We start from the raw sequence: 14,346 nt of genomic DNA, 5'->3' as shown, positions 1-14,346 counted from the left end.
TGTTCGGCCATTAAACAGGTTACATCCAATGCAATTTGCAGGTTCGTGTTAGTTCAATTAGCTCGGCCTGCATTGCTAGCGCATCTTGCTCTCGAATATCTCGCAAGTGATAACTTACCGAAGCGCTGGCTATTCTTAAGTTTCCAATACCAAGGCGTTTTTGAATAGGCCCTTGGCGCCAGCGTATGTTCTGCATTTTAGGGGCCGGCAGCCAACGTTCAACACTACCTATTAAACCTCGGCGGGTGCCTAGCCAGTGGCTGTCGAAGTACCAACCACGTTTTCTCCAGCCCAAATAGTTAAGTGCCAAAAGTGCCGCAGCAGCCACGAAGCCAAGCCATAGCGTGGTAAAGGCTCCAATAGCTATGCTCGGCAGTAATATCCAACGGGTCATGGCCCAAGGGTGTACTTTCGACCAGGTGGTGCCTTTAGGTATTTTTAAATCGGCTAATAAATGTTGTTTTTGTTCTGTGGATAACAACGGCACTATGAAACGCTCTTTTTTAACCCCTACCCCACCGGCCTGTGCTAACTCCCCACTAAAGCGCTTCAGCAAACGTCCGATAATGCCTTGCCGAATAACTATTCCTTGAAGTTTACGAATAGTAAAACTGCGAGTGAGTTTACTTAGAAGTCCTGCAGAATAGCTGTAGCGCTGGCCAAATCGCTGTAAGTGATAATTATAATAGGTGTTGGCCGTAAATAGCGTTGAAGCAATCACCGCTAGCAATAATACGCCTAACACCACGCCGGCCAATAAAATCACAGCAACCAAGGTTCCTTCAAACTGGCCTGAGAAGTGCTCTATCCGCTCTTCCATCATGTTGCGGGTCATACTATTTGAAAATATAAAGCTCACTATTAAACCTACAATTAGTAATGGGTTTAACATCAGGCCTATTTTCATCACTTCTTTTAAAGGTAGGCTTAGCTCGAAGTCGGCTGCCGAGGAAGGTGTAACCGTGTCTGTTGCTAGTTCTGGCGGGTCATTTAATCGGCTCGACTGCATACTCACCGCTTGCACAGCCTCTTGTATTTCTACTGCACGCTGTTCTGTTAACCCCACCAAAACAACCTCTTGGCCTTTACTACCGGCACTTTCTAAACGCACCACTCGCAAATTAAATGGTCGTAAATACCAAGGTAGTTGAATGTCTGCTTGCTGAATGCGTTCCATGTCTAAGCTTAGTTCCGAGCGCTTTAGCACCCCTTGCTTCACCCGCACTCGAGCGGGTGTTATTTGGTAGCTAAAGCGTAAATACCGTAGGACTACTGCTAGCACAAATACCAACACTGCCACCGCAGCTATCAGGGGTACCCAACTACGAATACGCTCTACAAACACCCACACCATTACCAGTGAAGGTACCATTTGGTACCCCTGTTTCACCAACTGCTCAATGCTTTTAATAAAGAAAAACATCAACGAAACAGGTGGTAATCGTAACCACTTACCGGTTTCGTTAGTTAGTAACATTGGTTTCACTCTTGGCTTGGTTTGATGCAGCAGAAATAGGCTCGTCGCTTAGCTCTTCTTGGCGCAACTCGTGCAATACTTGATCTCGCAGTTGTTCCGCTTGCACCATGGTTAACCCTGGAATCACTAAATCTGCGGTGCTGCCACCTGCCGTATATAACACTAAGCGGCTTAGCTTTAGTATGCGTTCCAATGGCCCTTGGGCTATTTCTAAATGCTGAAGCCGATTAAAGGTTACCACTACTTCAGTGTGCCATACGGCCCCCACCACAAAACCAATATAATCATTACTAACGTAATAATGGGTTACCCGGTAGCGCCGTGGAGCCCAAAACACCGCAAAAACAAACCACAGCACAGCTAAACTAGCAATAATACTTTGCAAAATGAGCCGCGGCGTTTCTTCAGCGAAAAAGGGGACCCAAATATAAAGCCCACCAGCAACACCGATAATTAACAAGAATGTAATCGAAACATGTAAAGCTAGAAACGTACGGTAAGCAGGATTAACACCCTCTAATTTTATTTTCGAGCTCATGCTTAAACCTTGATTGTTATAATTTTAAAAATGGACTATAGCATTAAAGCCCACTACTTCGCTGCACTCGTTGTTCACAAGCTTGCGCCACCACGCTCGCTTGTTCAGCTACCATAGTAAACTGTTCACTCGCTCGGGTTATCGCGGTATAGAGCAATTCGCGGGTAAGTAATGGCAGCATATTATTTGGTAGCACCATTACCGTGTGAGCAAACTCTGACCCTTGTGACTTATGTATGGTCATGGCGTACACGGTGCTAGTTTGGCTAAGCCGCGCTGGTAGCACCCAGCGTAACGAACCATCGGCCGCTTCAAATACAACCCGTAACTGCTCTGTTTCTGGATGCCATAAAGCCATGCCTACGTCGCCATTCATAAGGTTAAGGGTGTAGTTATTTTGTTCAATCATAACCGCTCGCCCCGCATACCACTGCCGCTCTATACTAATTAGCCCGGCCGCCCGTAACCATTGGGTAATACGTTCGTTCATAGTATTTACGCCTGCCTCGCCTTTACGCATTGCACATAGCACTTGAAAGGCTCGCTGTTGTTTTAATACCTGTTTGGCCCATTCATCGCTGTTGCCCTTTTCAGGGCCACGTTGAATAAGTTCAAACAAAGCACGATAGCCATTTACCACCAAGCTTCTTACCGCCGGGCTAGCTGGGTCGGTTTCAAGCCAATGAATGTCGTTAAATGCAGCAAATACCGGTTTTAAATCTGTCTGCCCCGCATTTACAGCGCGCGACAATTCGCCAATACCCGAGTCGGCACCAAACCGATAGCTACGCCGTAGCATCACTGTGGCCTGATTATAATCCGTGGCAGCGTTAGCGTCCGTGGCTGCGAACTTATTCATGTTAACGGTGGTAAATTGGCTTAAATAAGCCAAGGTAGTTGCATTGTAACCACCTTCATTGGCACCTTCGCATAAGTCAGCAAGTACCGACCCTGCTTCTACCGAAGCCAGCTGATCTTTATCACCGAGCAACACCAAACGTGCGCTGGGTTTAACCGCACTTAAAAGTGCTGCCATCATTTCAGCGTCTACCATCGACGCCTCGTCTACTATCACTACATCGGCCGTAAGTGGGTTGCTACTATCATGGCGAAAGCTGCGCTTCCCCGGGCGGCTGCCCAATAAGCGGTGCAACGTACTTACCGCGGTGGGTATATTTAACTGGAATTCTTCGTCTAGCTCCTTTACCGCTTTACCTATCGACTCTTGTAAACGTGCTGCTGCTTTACCTGTTGGTGCGGCTAATACAATATTCAACTGACCTTCAGCTAAGTGCTGCAATAAGCCAAGCAGTCGTACTACCGTGGTGGTTTTGCCCGTACCTGGGCCGCCGGTAATAATAGCGAAGTGACGTAGCGCAGCCATGGCACAAGCAAGTTTTTGCCAGTTCACTTCCGTTTCATGTGGTTCAGGAAACAGTTTATTAAGTGCTGCTTGAATGTTGGCCACGTTTACGTTCTGACGGCCAATACGCGCCGCAATAGCAGTACTTATGGTTTGCTCGGCGTTATATAGCCGAGTTAAATATAGTTTGTCTCCTAATAACGTTAGGGGTGTGCTGCCGTTGTTTGAACACCAGCCACTGGCTGTAAGCCGAACCACTACATCAGCCACTGTTAAGCCTTGAATTACACCAGCAAGCCAGGCCGGATGCTCCGTGTAGCCTAATGTTTCGTAGGGGTTTTCGCACCACAGAGTCAAATCAAAACAACTATGGCCACGCCCATACTGATAACTAACTAGCGCTGTTAAAAGCTGTACCAAGGCATCTGGTTCCGGCTGCATGCGGTGCAAACTTGCTGCTAACTCCACATCTAGCGCCCGCAATTGCCGCATTACCACTGCTTTACGCAAGTTCTGCTCAATGTTCATTACAGCGCCTCCTGCCCTGTACCGCTAAAAAGTCGGTCCAGTTTATTAATAAAGTCCATGTCGGCTAACATCACTATTTGCCCCTGTTCTGGCGCACGCATAAACCAATACACACCGCCACCCAAGTAGTGCTCGGGGCGTTCGTTATAATCGGGCAAACGTGCTTTTAATAATCGGTGTAGCGCTAACATATATAAGCTCGCTTGCACGTCGTAGCGGCTTTTTAGCATGGCCTGTTTCATAGCTTCTTGGCTATAAGCTCGATCGTCGTTACCAAGCCAATTCGACTTATAGTCCAACACCCAATAGCGGCCCGCCGTGTCTTTAAAGGTTAGGTCGATAAAGCCTTTCAACATACCGTTCAACTGATTCGACAATAGTTCGGGTCGAGCTTCGCCTGGCCATAACGCTTGATGAATAAGGCGGTCGAGCTTTTGCACGTCGACCTGTTGTGCACTTAGCCAAAATTCCATTTCCGACACCAGTTCAGGCAGCTCGGTTAAGCTTTCGCCACCTGGCTGTAGCGGTGCTTGCAGCATGCTTACAAACCACGCTTGGGCGTCGTTTTGAAAGCTATCCCAACCATTCGCTGTTAAGCGGGGTGCAAGCCAGTCGTGAATCATTTGTGGCTGCGCCGCTACCTGTGCCATTCCTTCTTCCCACGCCCATTCAAGAGCACCGTGGAGAAAGTTACCCACCGCGGCCCCACGAGGAAAGGCGTGCATACCTACGGGCTCTTGCTCTGCTAACTGCTCATCAGCTATTGCCACCGCTTCGTCTAAAGCATCGTGTAAACGACTGTCTTTGACAGTTTCTTCAAAACGTACTGGCGCACCTATTTTAAGCGCCGAATAACTCGCAACCCACCAACGTTCATTGCGAAGCGCTTTACTTAACCGTAACGCGGGTGTAATCACTTTATTTAACTGCGGCGCGCTATAGTCCGTGTCGTCGGCTAGCTCTTCTTCAACCCATGGCAGCTGCGCTAATAGCGAACGTATGCTTTCGGTACTAACACCTTGTTTAATACCAAGCAGCCGGCCAAAAGCACTTTCATTTAAGCGTGGGGTTGTGGCGTTACCCGAGGTGTAGTTCGCCAAGCCAAGCCAACAGCCATATACAGCACGAGTTAAGGCCACATACAGCACCCGAGTTTGTTCTAAAATGCGCTCTTCATTGGCCTGCTTTACGGCATTGTCGTCGGGCTTAATATCGCGTACCGACTGGCCATTGTCCGTATAGTTCACCACACTTCCTTTGTTGTCTTTGCGGTAAGAAAGCACAAAAGGAATAAACACTAAGTCGTACTGCAGCCCTTTCGACTTGTGGTAGGTCACCACCTTCACCCGCTCAGCGTCACTTTCTAACCGCTGCTGGTGCTCTTCATTGCCGTCGGGCGCTTCTACCTGGCGTGCAAACCAACGCAGCAAACCAAGTTCGCCATCGCGATGCTGGCTTTCTTGCTGCAGCACTTCCGACAAATGCAAAATATTGGTTAGCACTCGCTCGCCTTGTGCGTTTGCAAGCCACTTTTCAGAAATACCAAATACGCTCAGAAATCTTCGCACCATTGGTAATATGCCCCGTTCACGCCACAGCGTGCGTAACGAGCGTATATTATCCAGCACGCCTTCCCAGGCCGCCTCATGATGAAGCCATGCCTCGGCTTCACTGTCGGGTATACCCGTTAAACGTTGTAATAGTGCGGCCCTAATATTTTGTTCATTTTCACTAAACCAAACTGCTTCTAGCCACAGGAGCAAGGTTCTTGCTTCATCGGTACCGAATATTGAGTCTCTTTCTGACAAGTACACCGACGCAATACCACGCTTTCGCAGCTGATCGCGAACAAGTTTAGAGTGCTTAAAGTCGGGCACCAAAATAGCAATTTGGGCCGGTTTAATATTCTCACTCGAACCGTCGGACTTACGCTGCAATTGCCCCTTGCCGTTAAGAAACTCGGCAATGCGGTTGGCGCATTGGGCAGCCGTTTGTCGCTCATAATAGTCCCGCCGCACAAAGCCAGTGTCGTTACCTGGCTCATGTTCAATGAACCAATAGTTTAACGGTGCTTGTGGCTGTTCTTGGTAAGTAAGCAAAGCATTTTTACCCTGTGCTTCTACCGGCTCAAAAGGCAATGGATTATGCCCCTCGTGGGCCATGCCAAAGGCACCGCCGTTAATATTTTCATCGCAATTAAACAATGCGTTAACAGCATCAACCAAACTTTTACTCGAACGATAATTCCGTGGCAAGTAATACAGTTGATCGCCCGCTAACTCGCGGGCACTTAAATAGGTATAAATATCAGCACCACGGAACTTATAAATAGCCTGTTTTGGGTCGCCTACCAAAGTTAAGCCATATTCACGACTTGCCACGTCAGGATACACTCGGCTAAAAATTCCAAACTGAAGTGGGTCTGTGTCTTGGAACTCATCGATCATGGCCATAGGAAACTGAGCCCGAATACGACCAGCAAGTACGTCGCCACCTGGGCCATGTAACGCCTTATGCAAGCGGGTTAGTAAGTCGTTATAACCCATAAGTGCTTGCTTCCGCTTATATTCATTAAGTCGTTCAAGGGCCCATTCACCCGCGTGCTTTAGTACCGACCATTGCACTTCGGGCTTGCTATCGAGAAAGTCTTGCACTTCGTCAAGCACCGCAAACAATGGGTGATCAATGGGATCATGAGCTTTTTTAATACCACCCGAGTTCAATTTTGCAGCGCGGTACTTCGCCAGCACTGCCCACTGCTCTTTGTTAAATGGGTCAAACCCTTCCGGGTGTGCAAGCAGCGCCTGCCATACGGGTAGTTCAACGTCTTGCCAAGCCTTAAGGGTATAGCTTCTGCCGTTTAAATATTTTTTATCGTGGTACTCAACCAACAAGTCTACCGCGGCCGTATCGAAGGCGCGGCGAAAGCTGGTTTTTAATAGTTCAGCGCCAGCTTGCCACTGCTGAATAATGGCTAGCGCAGCAGCTGGCTCTGCTACCGTTGTTATCAGCTCGCCATTGGCATGAATAACCGTATTGCTGCCTTCACCGCGTAGCCAAGTAATTACTTTGTTAATTAAGGTGGTTGGTGAATTGGCTATATCGCCTAAGGCACTTAAGGCGTTTAAGTCGCTGAGAGGGTATAAAAAAGTGCGCCAATAATCGTGCGCCACTTGCTCATGTAAACTGCTTTCGTCGGTGGTTAGTTCTTCTTTAAAAGCAGCCCCTGAGTCGAACGCGTGTTCACTCAGCATACGCTGGCACCAGCTATGAATTGTAAAAATAGCCGACTCGTCCATCCACTCAGCCGCTATTTGTAGTCGGTAAGCACAGCGCTCATAGTCTTCAATGGGGTAACTAGCTAATAAAGACTTTAAAAATTCGTCGTGTGCTGCCACTGCCGTAGGCTCTCTAAATACCGCCGCTGCTTCTACTAAACGTTCACGAATACGGCCCCTAAGCTCCTCTGTAGCGGCTTTAGTAAAAGTAACCACTAACAATTGTGGCGGTAACATGCCCGTGGCTAACAAGCTGCTATCGCCACCATGCCCCAGCACTAAGCGCACATATAAGGCAGCAAGAGTGTAGGTTTTTCCTGTACCCGCACTGGCTTCAATTAAACGTATGCCGTGTAAAGGGTAGTTAATAGGATTTAATTGCTGCATTACACTTGCTCCTTTTGTGTACTGTGAACTGCCATGTAAATACCCTGCGCCCAATTTTCGTAGCCGTCTGTCAGGCTATTAAAGTCGGGAAAGTAACGCTGCAAGGCAATCGACTTCTGCACTTCGCCGGTGGTACGCTCGGTACCGTTGTATAAGCCTTCAAGAGCTTTCAAAGTGGCTTCATTCAGCATGGCTGCGGCTAATTCTGCATTCATTGGCAACGGTCTTTTTGCCGCCTCGGTTCGAAACTCTAGTAGGATCATTAGGTTTTGCTTGGCTTTGTCTTTACTTGGCGCCACCCATTTCGCCGCCGTATCAAGGCCTAGAATATGCCCATGCACCGTATAGCCAGCTACTGCGGCAAGCTGCATTTGTACCCAAACAGACAGTATTTTCGACCACCGTAACTGACCTTTCACTTCAATAGCCGATGGTCGCATCAGCACAAAAGTAAGTTCATCGCCTTTTTGCCACAGGCTATTAAAGGCGGTTTCTATCGCCACGCCACCAATACTAATCTGCTGCGGCAGCTCCACAGCACTACGTTGCCATGCTTGCTGAAAGTGAATAAATCGTTGCTGCAAAACGTCTAAACCCTCGGCAACCTTTGCTGTGGCGCGCTCGCCAAAAACCCCATAGGGCAACACACCACTTTTCTTCCATTTGTTCTTTAGGGCAGCAAAGTCTACTTGGCCTTCACGCTCTAAGATTTCCAGTGCTTCGCTTTGTAGCAAGTAATTGTCTAAACCGTCTAACGCAAAGGGCTCATTATCGGTCTGCTGTTCAGCTTGCCGATAAAACCGCGTTTTAAACCGCTGTTGCACATAAAATTCGACCGGTTGCTTTAGCAACGTTACCAATTCTCTTTGCGAACTTTCTGGCTCAAGCGCATGGCTGTTTTCTGTATCTTGTAACGGCTTTTCCGCTAACTCTTGAAATAAAGACTCCCACTCATAGGCAAAAGTGGGTAAGCCATTAGTACCAAAGTAGTGCGGCGAAAAAGGCTGTAGCGGGTAGTCGTGCACTCGCTCGGCTAAAGCCGAAAGCCCCGTTTGGCTTTGCCAGCCTTGCTCGAGCAAATCCATTAGCTGTGCTAACAACACACTAGGTGGCCGTTCCGTATTGTCTTGAATGTTAAAACCAACCCAGCTGTAATACACCGCTTCGCGAGCGCTTAACAAAGCTTCTAAAAATAAATAGCGATCGTCGTCGCGGCGCGAACGGTCGCCGGGCCGGTAGTCGCCCGACATTAAGTCGAAATCGTCTGGCCTGCGGCTGCGCGGGTACTCGCCATCGTTCATGCCTAACACATAAATGCGCTTAAAAGGTATGGCTCGCATAGGTAACAGGGTAGAAAAAGTAACACTACCCGCCATAAAGCGTTGGCTTAAGCCGCTTTCTTCCGCTTCTGCTAGCCAGGCTTCACGTAAAATACTTAAGGGTAGTTCACCGTCGAACTGGCCAGCTAGTGCGCCGCTTTCTAAACGCTCTAAGCCGGTCATTAAACGGCTGTACAAGCGGCTTTCTTGGTCGCCAGAAAAGTCAAAACAGCGACCTAACAAGCCTTCCTCACCCTGCAACGCTGCTAACCAACCTGATAAGGCGCGGCTAGGCTGTTTGTGAATACTTTCAAACCATTCTCGTAGCACATGTATAAAGCTGAGCACTGGGCCTAATTGCTCTGCCCCCAAACCGGCCACTTCGGCATAAGCTAAGCGGTTTTCCCACTCAACTTCTTCACCCATGGCGTATCCCAATAAAATGCGTTCAACCCCGAATGCCCACGAGAACGCATCGTCCATAGAAGTAATACCTAACTGCTGGCGATGCTTGGTGTCTATTCCCCACCGCACGCCCGCTTCGCTGAGCCATTCCCGTAACTGCGGTACTGCGGTTGGCTCAAGTTCAAAGCGCTGCTGCACCGCCGGCACATCAAGAATGTCGAGCACTTCACTAAGGGTAATTTGCTGCTGATCAACGGTGAGTAAATATTCTAGGGCTATGAGCAACGGCTCTTGCCCGCGGCCTTGTTGGTCGGCCAAGCTGTAACTAAGGTAACGCGTGTCGTCACGCTCAACCCCACCAAAAACCGCATCAACGTGGGCGCTGTACTGGCTAATGTCGGGTGTCATCACAATCACATCGCGGGCGCGCAAGTCAGGGTTGTCGCGAAAATCTTGCAGCAGGCGGTCTTGTAAAACCTCTACTTCACGTTGCCGGCTATGGCAGCGGTGAAAGGAAATGCTCTGGTCAGTCGTGGCTAAAGTGCGTTTTAGTTCGGGTACCGGGTTCAAGTTTAAAATGTCTTGTTGAACCTGTACCAACACCGGCAAGTGTTCCACGTCATCTGCTTCGTTTACGCTACTGAATAAGTCTATTCGCCCACCAAACCATTCGCGGTAGTGCGCGGGCTCGTCGAACTGCGCCAGCAAATCAATATAGTCACGCCCTTGTTTACCCCAACTAGCAAGTAGCGGCGGTGAATTTAAGTACAGCTTGTCGTGCATGGCTGGGTCGGCCCAACTAGGCTTTAAAGCATGCCGTTGTTGGCGAATTTGGTCTTTTAGCGTGGTAATGTCACCCCAGAAATGCCGGCAAGGGTTAAGCACGGCTAATAACACTTGGCGGTGTTGGCCTAAAGCGGCTAATAATTGCAGCGTTTGCTCCGGCAGCGACGAAATACCAAACACAATCACTCGGTTGGGAAGTTTTTCCGGTTGGGCAAATTGCCCTGCTTCAATCGCCTGCCAAGCCTTGTTATGCACGTCGGCACGGCTAGAAAACTGTGCCGGAGCCGCAATTTGCTCCATATCGTTACGTAAGGCACGCCATAGCGCTGGCTGCCAAAGCTGTTCAGCAGGCACTGCACGGTCGCCAGGCTGGTGTTCCGAGTGGGGTAATACGTCTTTGTGTTCGCTCCAATTATTTAGCCAATCGGCACGATACACCTGATATTGGTCAAACAAATCGGCTAAGCGCTCGGCTAAATGCCAAGCCTTTCTACCATCGAAGTCGTCAGACAAGTAACGAGTTATAGGTTCGAAGTCGTTGTTATCGCTTAGGGTTGGCAACATACGCAATAAGCGCCAACGCAAATTGGGTTTGTCGTAAGGCAAACTAACCGGCACTTCACTGCCTAGCACTGCACGGTATAAACGCCAAATAAACTGGTTTGGTAATTCAACTCGCAACCCTGCCGCAATACCCATGCCTTTGTCGCCGGTTTCGGCCAAAGCCATTTTTAACCATTGAGCAATACCGTTGCTTTGCACCAAAATGTCTTCGCTTGCCAAAGGCGCAAGCGGATTTTCTTTCATCCAAGACACGAGCAAGTCGCGTAATGTTTCTAGCTCGTTGGAATGAATAACAGCAAAACCTGGTTGCAGCATGAAAAAGCTCCTTAAGTTCATCAGCAATATTTAAAGTATGCCATGGGGGTGCGACAATTAGTGTCTTACTCTTGATTTAAGCCAATTTAGCGCAAAATATGTATACTATATTTAAGTTAAATAATAATTTTTGGAGTACTCATGTCATCACCCCAATCAACACCCCATATTGCGGCAAAAAAAGGGCAAATTGCTGAGCGCATACTCTTGCCAGGCGACCCATTACGAGCAAAATTCATTGCCGAAAACTGGCTTACAGATGTTCAGCAAGTAAGCCAAGTGCGCAATATGTTTGCTTACACAGGGAAATGGAAAGGCGAGCCCGTTAGCGTTATGGGCACAGGTATGGGCATGCCAAGTATTGGCATTTATGCGTGGGAGCTGTGTGAGTTTTACGGCGTACAAAAAATGCTGCGGGTTGGCTCGTGCGGCGCTTACACCGATGAGCTTAAGTTGCTTGATCTGTTACTGGTTACCAACACCTGGACCGACTCAAGCTTTGCTCAAGCCCATAGTGGCGTTGCCTTAGACACCATGGCGCCTACTAGCGCACTTACCAATACCATTAAAACCACTGCGCAAGAATTAGGTACGCAGCTGCGTGAAGGCACAGTGCATACCTCTGACGTGTTTTATCATGGCCCAGAATTCGACTTCCGCAACGTGTACCAAGAACATCAGGCCTTAGCGGTTGAAATGGAAGCCTTTGCATTGTTTTACACCGCTGCCAAATTTGGTCGCGAAGCGGGTGCTTTGCTTACCGTGTCCGACTCATTGGTAAGCCGTGAAGCACTTAGCACCGAAGCGCGAGAAAAGGCCTTTGGCCCCATGATCGAACTCGCCCTCGATGCTATTTGTAAAGACTAACTTTAAGTAACTTAGTACTAAGCCTTTATTGGGCGATGGCGCGAATATGCCCGTCGCTCCCAGCAATGGTAAGCATACCGGCAGCGTCAATGGTTACTTCATTGGCGTTGCTAAATATTGAAAACACGGCGTCTTCTATGTCCATGCGCTTTGGCTCGCACGCCATGCGGGTGGCGCCAAACTGGCTAAACTTAATACCTTCGCCGGTTAGTTGGTACTGGCCAAAAAAGTTATTACAACCGGCAAAGCCTGTCACTTCACCGTTTGGCAAAAAGCTAAAGCGAACCGTTTTCATGTCTATTTTATTGCCATTTATTTCTTGAATGTACCATTCAACACCACGCAAAACCTGATTTGGCGACCCTGCACAGCCTTCAAGTTGCTGCCCATTGTAGTCAAACTGGGCAGTATACGGATAAGGCATACCCGTCATGGTGTCACTACAGGTTTTATTGGTTACCGTTAAACGCATGTTACCTTTCGCCCCTTTGGCGGTGTAACGCTGGCCTAAGTCGGTTTGGGGGCTAACCTTATAAACTAAGTTACTTTCATTGCCGCCGTTTAACTGGCTGAAGTTTAAATGGCCATTATTCAGCTGCACTTGCCAGCTTGGCTCATTGCCTTGCGCTGTAAGTGGCAAAGGTACATGGCCGGCTGCATAGCAAAGCGGCATTTGCTGGCCCTCGAGTTCAAAGTGCGCTTCGTTTGCTTTCGACCAAAATACAGTGGTGGGCTGGGTTGCCGACTGGTACTTACTACCCGAGGCTGAAACCACTAACTGCAATGGAATACTACGGTCGTGCACGTAAAGCTCCATATTCTCGCCCGTAGCACTGGTTTCAACATTTAAACCATCACAAAACCAAGCCTGGGTATATTCCACAGCGGCTAACGACGAACTATCGTCTTGCTGGGGCGTGGTCATACAGGCAGTTAGTAACATGGGCACCGCAAGTATCGCGAGGGGTTTTGTCGAAAAGCGGTTGTTGTTCATTGTAATTACTCCAAATACACCAAATATGTGTTTATCTTAACGCAGTTGAAGTGATTCCACACATTAAGGAAGTGTAAACACAGCCCTAATTTTCCTCAGTCCAAGCTAATGCTCATGGCGCATGGCATGTAATACTTGATATTCATCCAGCGCAAATTGGTCGGTCATGCCACTCACCATGTCTTGCATTAAGCGGCAGCGATAGTACATTTCCCATACTTCATAATCTTTTTCGTTTAACGTTGCACAATGGGCTTTGTACGCCTTTACATGCTTGCCTGGTAAGCGCCGAAAAAGCAGGTTTTCAACTACAAAGGGGCTTTTTTTACCTGCCACCAAGTCCTCAAACTCGTCTTTATTCAAATGTAGTAGTGGCGCATACCTGTCTAAAATACCAGTAAGAATTTGATAACCTTGTAATTCTAGCGTTTCCACTTCCGCTGCTTTAAAAATTACCCGCGCTGCTACATTTTTTAAGCTCGCTATCACCGCATGTTCGGGCGAATCGTCTTCTAGCAAGGCGCGTTTCAAATTTCCTTCATACACTGCCCCAATGTTATCGACAAACGCCTTAGCCGCATGCTGCACTAAGGGGTGAATTAACCCCACGCGAAAACTTAGAAAAAACGCATGCTCTTGATCAACGGTTTCTCTGTCAGCTCTAGTTACTGCTTTATGTATTAATTGTTCGAAGCTTTTGCCATTAAAGTGCAAGCTCTGGGCGTCGGAATATTTCTCCCGCACAGCTTTAAATTCAAGCAAAAGCAAATTTGCAAGCTCTTGGTAGCTTAATAAACCTTTATCCACCCCGTCTTCTAAGTCGGCTAGACAATAAGAAATGTCGTCTGCCGCTTCCATAATATAAGTAAAGGGAAAACGGTGGCCTGGCTTTATAGCTAAGGCTTGCTGCAGTTCCTGCACATATAAAGCTTCCGACTGGTAGTAACCCGGCTTCTTTTTTAAATAGTAATTTGGGTGGTTAGCAGCGGGCTTAGGCTCAGTACCCACCCGCGTATACTTTAAAATACAAGCTATTTGGGCGTAGGTTAAGTTCAGTTTTTGTAAGTGCGCGACAATTCGAATCGCTTGCGCATTGCCTTCAAAGTTAGCCAGTTCATAGGCTAGCTTAGCTGCCAGAGAAAAACTGCGATTGTTTTTTTCGTAGTTAAATACGGGTAAATGCTGCAACGCCCTTTTAAACCAACTGGAAATAGCCGCTTCACCAAAATGGCCAAAGGGTGGGTTACCCATGTCGTGCATCAAGCAGGCCATTTCCACCAGCGATTCTACCTCACGCTCATAGTCGGCAAGGCCATAGCAGGTGTTATTGCTGCAAGCGCCGTATGGGTGCTGAATTAATAATACGGCCACGATCACTTTCAAAGGCCCGCTCTAAATCCGCTTCCTTACTTGCATTAGCGCTTACAGCCGTGTTTGAAGTAGGTGCGTTATAATGCCGCTCGGCCACCAATTTATTTTTAAAATCAATCATTTGAACAAGCAACTCCCAATTATTAGCAATATC

General features: G+C 48.1%; 9 protein-coding genes. 1 reads left to right on the top strand and 8 read right to left on the bottom strand.

Going from position 1 to position 14,346, the window contains the following annotated elements:
* Positions 1-19: 19 nt before the first annotated feature.
* From M1L23_RS06155 to recC, 5 genes are read right to left on the bottom strand one after another with little or no spacing between them, the layout of a single operon-like run.
* On the bottom strand, positions 20-1,477 hold the full coding sequence (locus M1L23_RS06155) for a PH domain-containing protein (protein ID WP_252626338.1): 1,458 nt from the start codon (positions 1,475-1,477) through the stop codon (positions 20-22).
* Positions 1,464-2,015, bottom strand: coding sequence for a PH domain-containing protein (locus M1L23_RS06150; RefSeq protein WP_252626336.1), 552 nt, complete (start codon positions 2,013-2,015; stop codon positions 1,464-1,466). Before M1L23_RS06150 ends, M1L23_RS06155 begins: the two co-directional genes overlap by 14 nt.
* Positions 2,016-2,058: 43 nt before the next feature.
* Positions 2,059-3,906 carry an exodeoxyribonuclease V subunit alpha gene (recD, locus tag M1L23_RS06145; RefSeq protein WP_252626335.1) on the bottom strand — a complete coding sequence of 616 codons (1,848 nt, stop codon included), beginning with the start codon at positions 3,904-3,906 and terminating at the stop codon, positions 2,059-2,061.
* Positions 3,906-7,571: an exodeoxyribonuclease V subunit beta gene (gene recB, locus M1L23_RS06140; RefSeq protein ID WP_252626333.1), complete on the bottom strand. Its 3,666-nt coding sequence runs from the start codon at positions 7,569-7,571 to the stop codon at positions 3,906-3,908. The genes recD and recB overlap by 1 nt, the downstream gene beginning before the upstream one ends.
* Complete coding sequence (gene recC, locus M1L23_RS06135) at positions 7,571-10,960, bottom strand: exodeoxyribonuclease V subunit gamma (protein ID WP_252626331.1); 3,390 nt, start codon at positions 10,958-10,960, stop codon at positions 7,571-7,573. The genes recB and recC overlap by 1 nt, the downstream gene beginning before the upstream one ends.
* Positions 10,961-11,101: 141 nt before the next feature.
* On the opposite strand from recC, the gene deoD reads away from it, so the two are divergent.
* Entirely contained in the window at positions 11,102-11,827 is a 726-nt protein-coding gene (gene deoD / locus M1L23_RS06130; RefSeq protein WP_252626329.1) for a purine-nucleoside phosphorylase, read from the top strand.
* Positions 11,828-11,852: 25 nt separating this feature from the next.
* On the opposite strand, the gene M1L23_RS06125 is transcribed toward deoD, so the two are convergent.
* The 3 genes from M1L23_RS06125 to M1L23_RS06115 form a co-directional block, all read right to left on the bottom strand.
* A complete protein-coding gene (locus M1L23_RS06125; RefSeq protein WP_252626328.1) occupies positions 11,853-12,821 on the bottom strand; it encodes an META domain-containing protein in 969 nt (322 codons plus the stop codon).
* A gap of 105 nt (positions 12,822-12,926) precedes the next feature.
* On the bottom strand, positions 12,927-14,192 hold the full coding sequence (dgt, locus tag M1L23_RS06120; protein WP_252626326.1) for a dGTPase: 1,266 nt from the start codon (positions 14,190-14,192) through the stop codon (positions 12,927-12,929).
* On the bottom strand, positions 14,146-14,313 hold the full coding sequence (locus tag M1L23_RS06115) for a hypothetical protein (RefSeq protein WP_252626325.1): 168 nt from the start codon (positions 14,311-14,313) through the stop codon (positions 14,146-14,148). Before M1L23_RS06115 ends, dgt begins: the two co-directional genes overlap by 47 nt.
* Between the last annotated feature and the right edge of the window lie 33 nt (positions 14,314-14,346).

The organism is Aliidiomarina quisquiliarum (genome assembly GCF_023922585.1).
Classification (GTDB): domain Bacteria; phylum Pseudomonadota; class Gammaproteobacteria; order Enterobacterales; family Alteromonadaceae; genus Aliidiomarina; species Aliidiomarina quisquiliarum.
This window is presented reverse-complemented; position numbering and strand designations above follow the sequence as displayed.

Bases quoted from the DNA above. Each gene is read 5' to 3' on its own strand.
- deoD (WP_252626329.1), top strand. From the start codon at position 11,102: ATGTCATCACCCCAATCAACACCCCATATTGCGGCAAAAAAAGGGCAA.
- M1L23_RS06125 (WP_252626328.1), bottom strand. From the start codon at position 12,821: ATGAACAACAACCGCTTTTCGACAAAACCCCTCGCGATACTTGCGGTG.
- M1L23_RS06150 (WP_252626336.1), bottom strand. From the start codon at position 2,015: ATGAGCTCGAAAATAAAATTAGAGGGTGTTAATCCTGCTTACCGTACG.
- recD (WP_252626335.1), bottom strand. From the start codon at position 3,906: ATGAACATTGAGCAGAACTTGCGTAAAGCAGTGGTAATGCGGCAATTG.
- M1L23_RS06155 (WP_252626338.1), bottom strand. From the start codon at position 1,477: ATGTTACTAACTAACGAAACCGGTAAGTGGTTACGATTACCACCTGTT.
- M1L23_RS06115 (WP_252626325.1), bottom strand. From the start codon at position 14,313: ATGATTGATTTTAAAAATAAATTGGTGGCCGAGCGGCATTATAACGCA.
- recB (WP_252626333.1), bottom strand. From the start codon at position 7,571: ATGCAGCAATTAAATCCTATTAACTACCCTTTACACGGCATACGTTTA.
- recC (WP_252626331.1), bottom strand. From the start codon at position 10,960: ATGCTGCAACCAGGTTTTGCTGTTATTCATTCCAACGAGCTAGAAACA.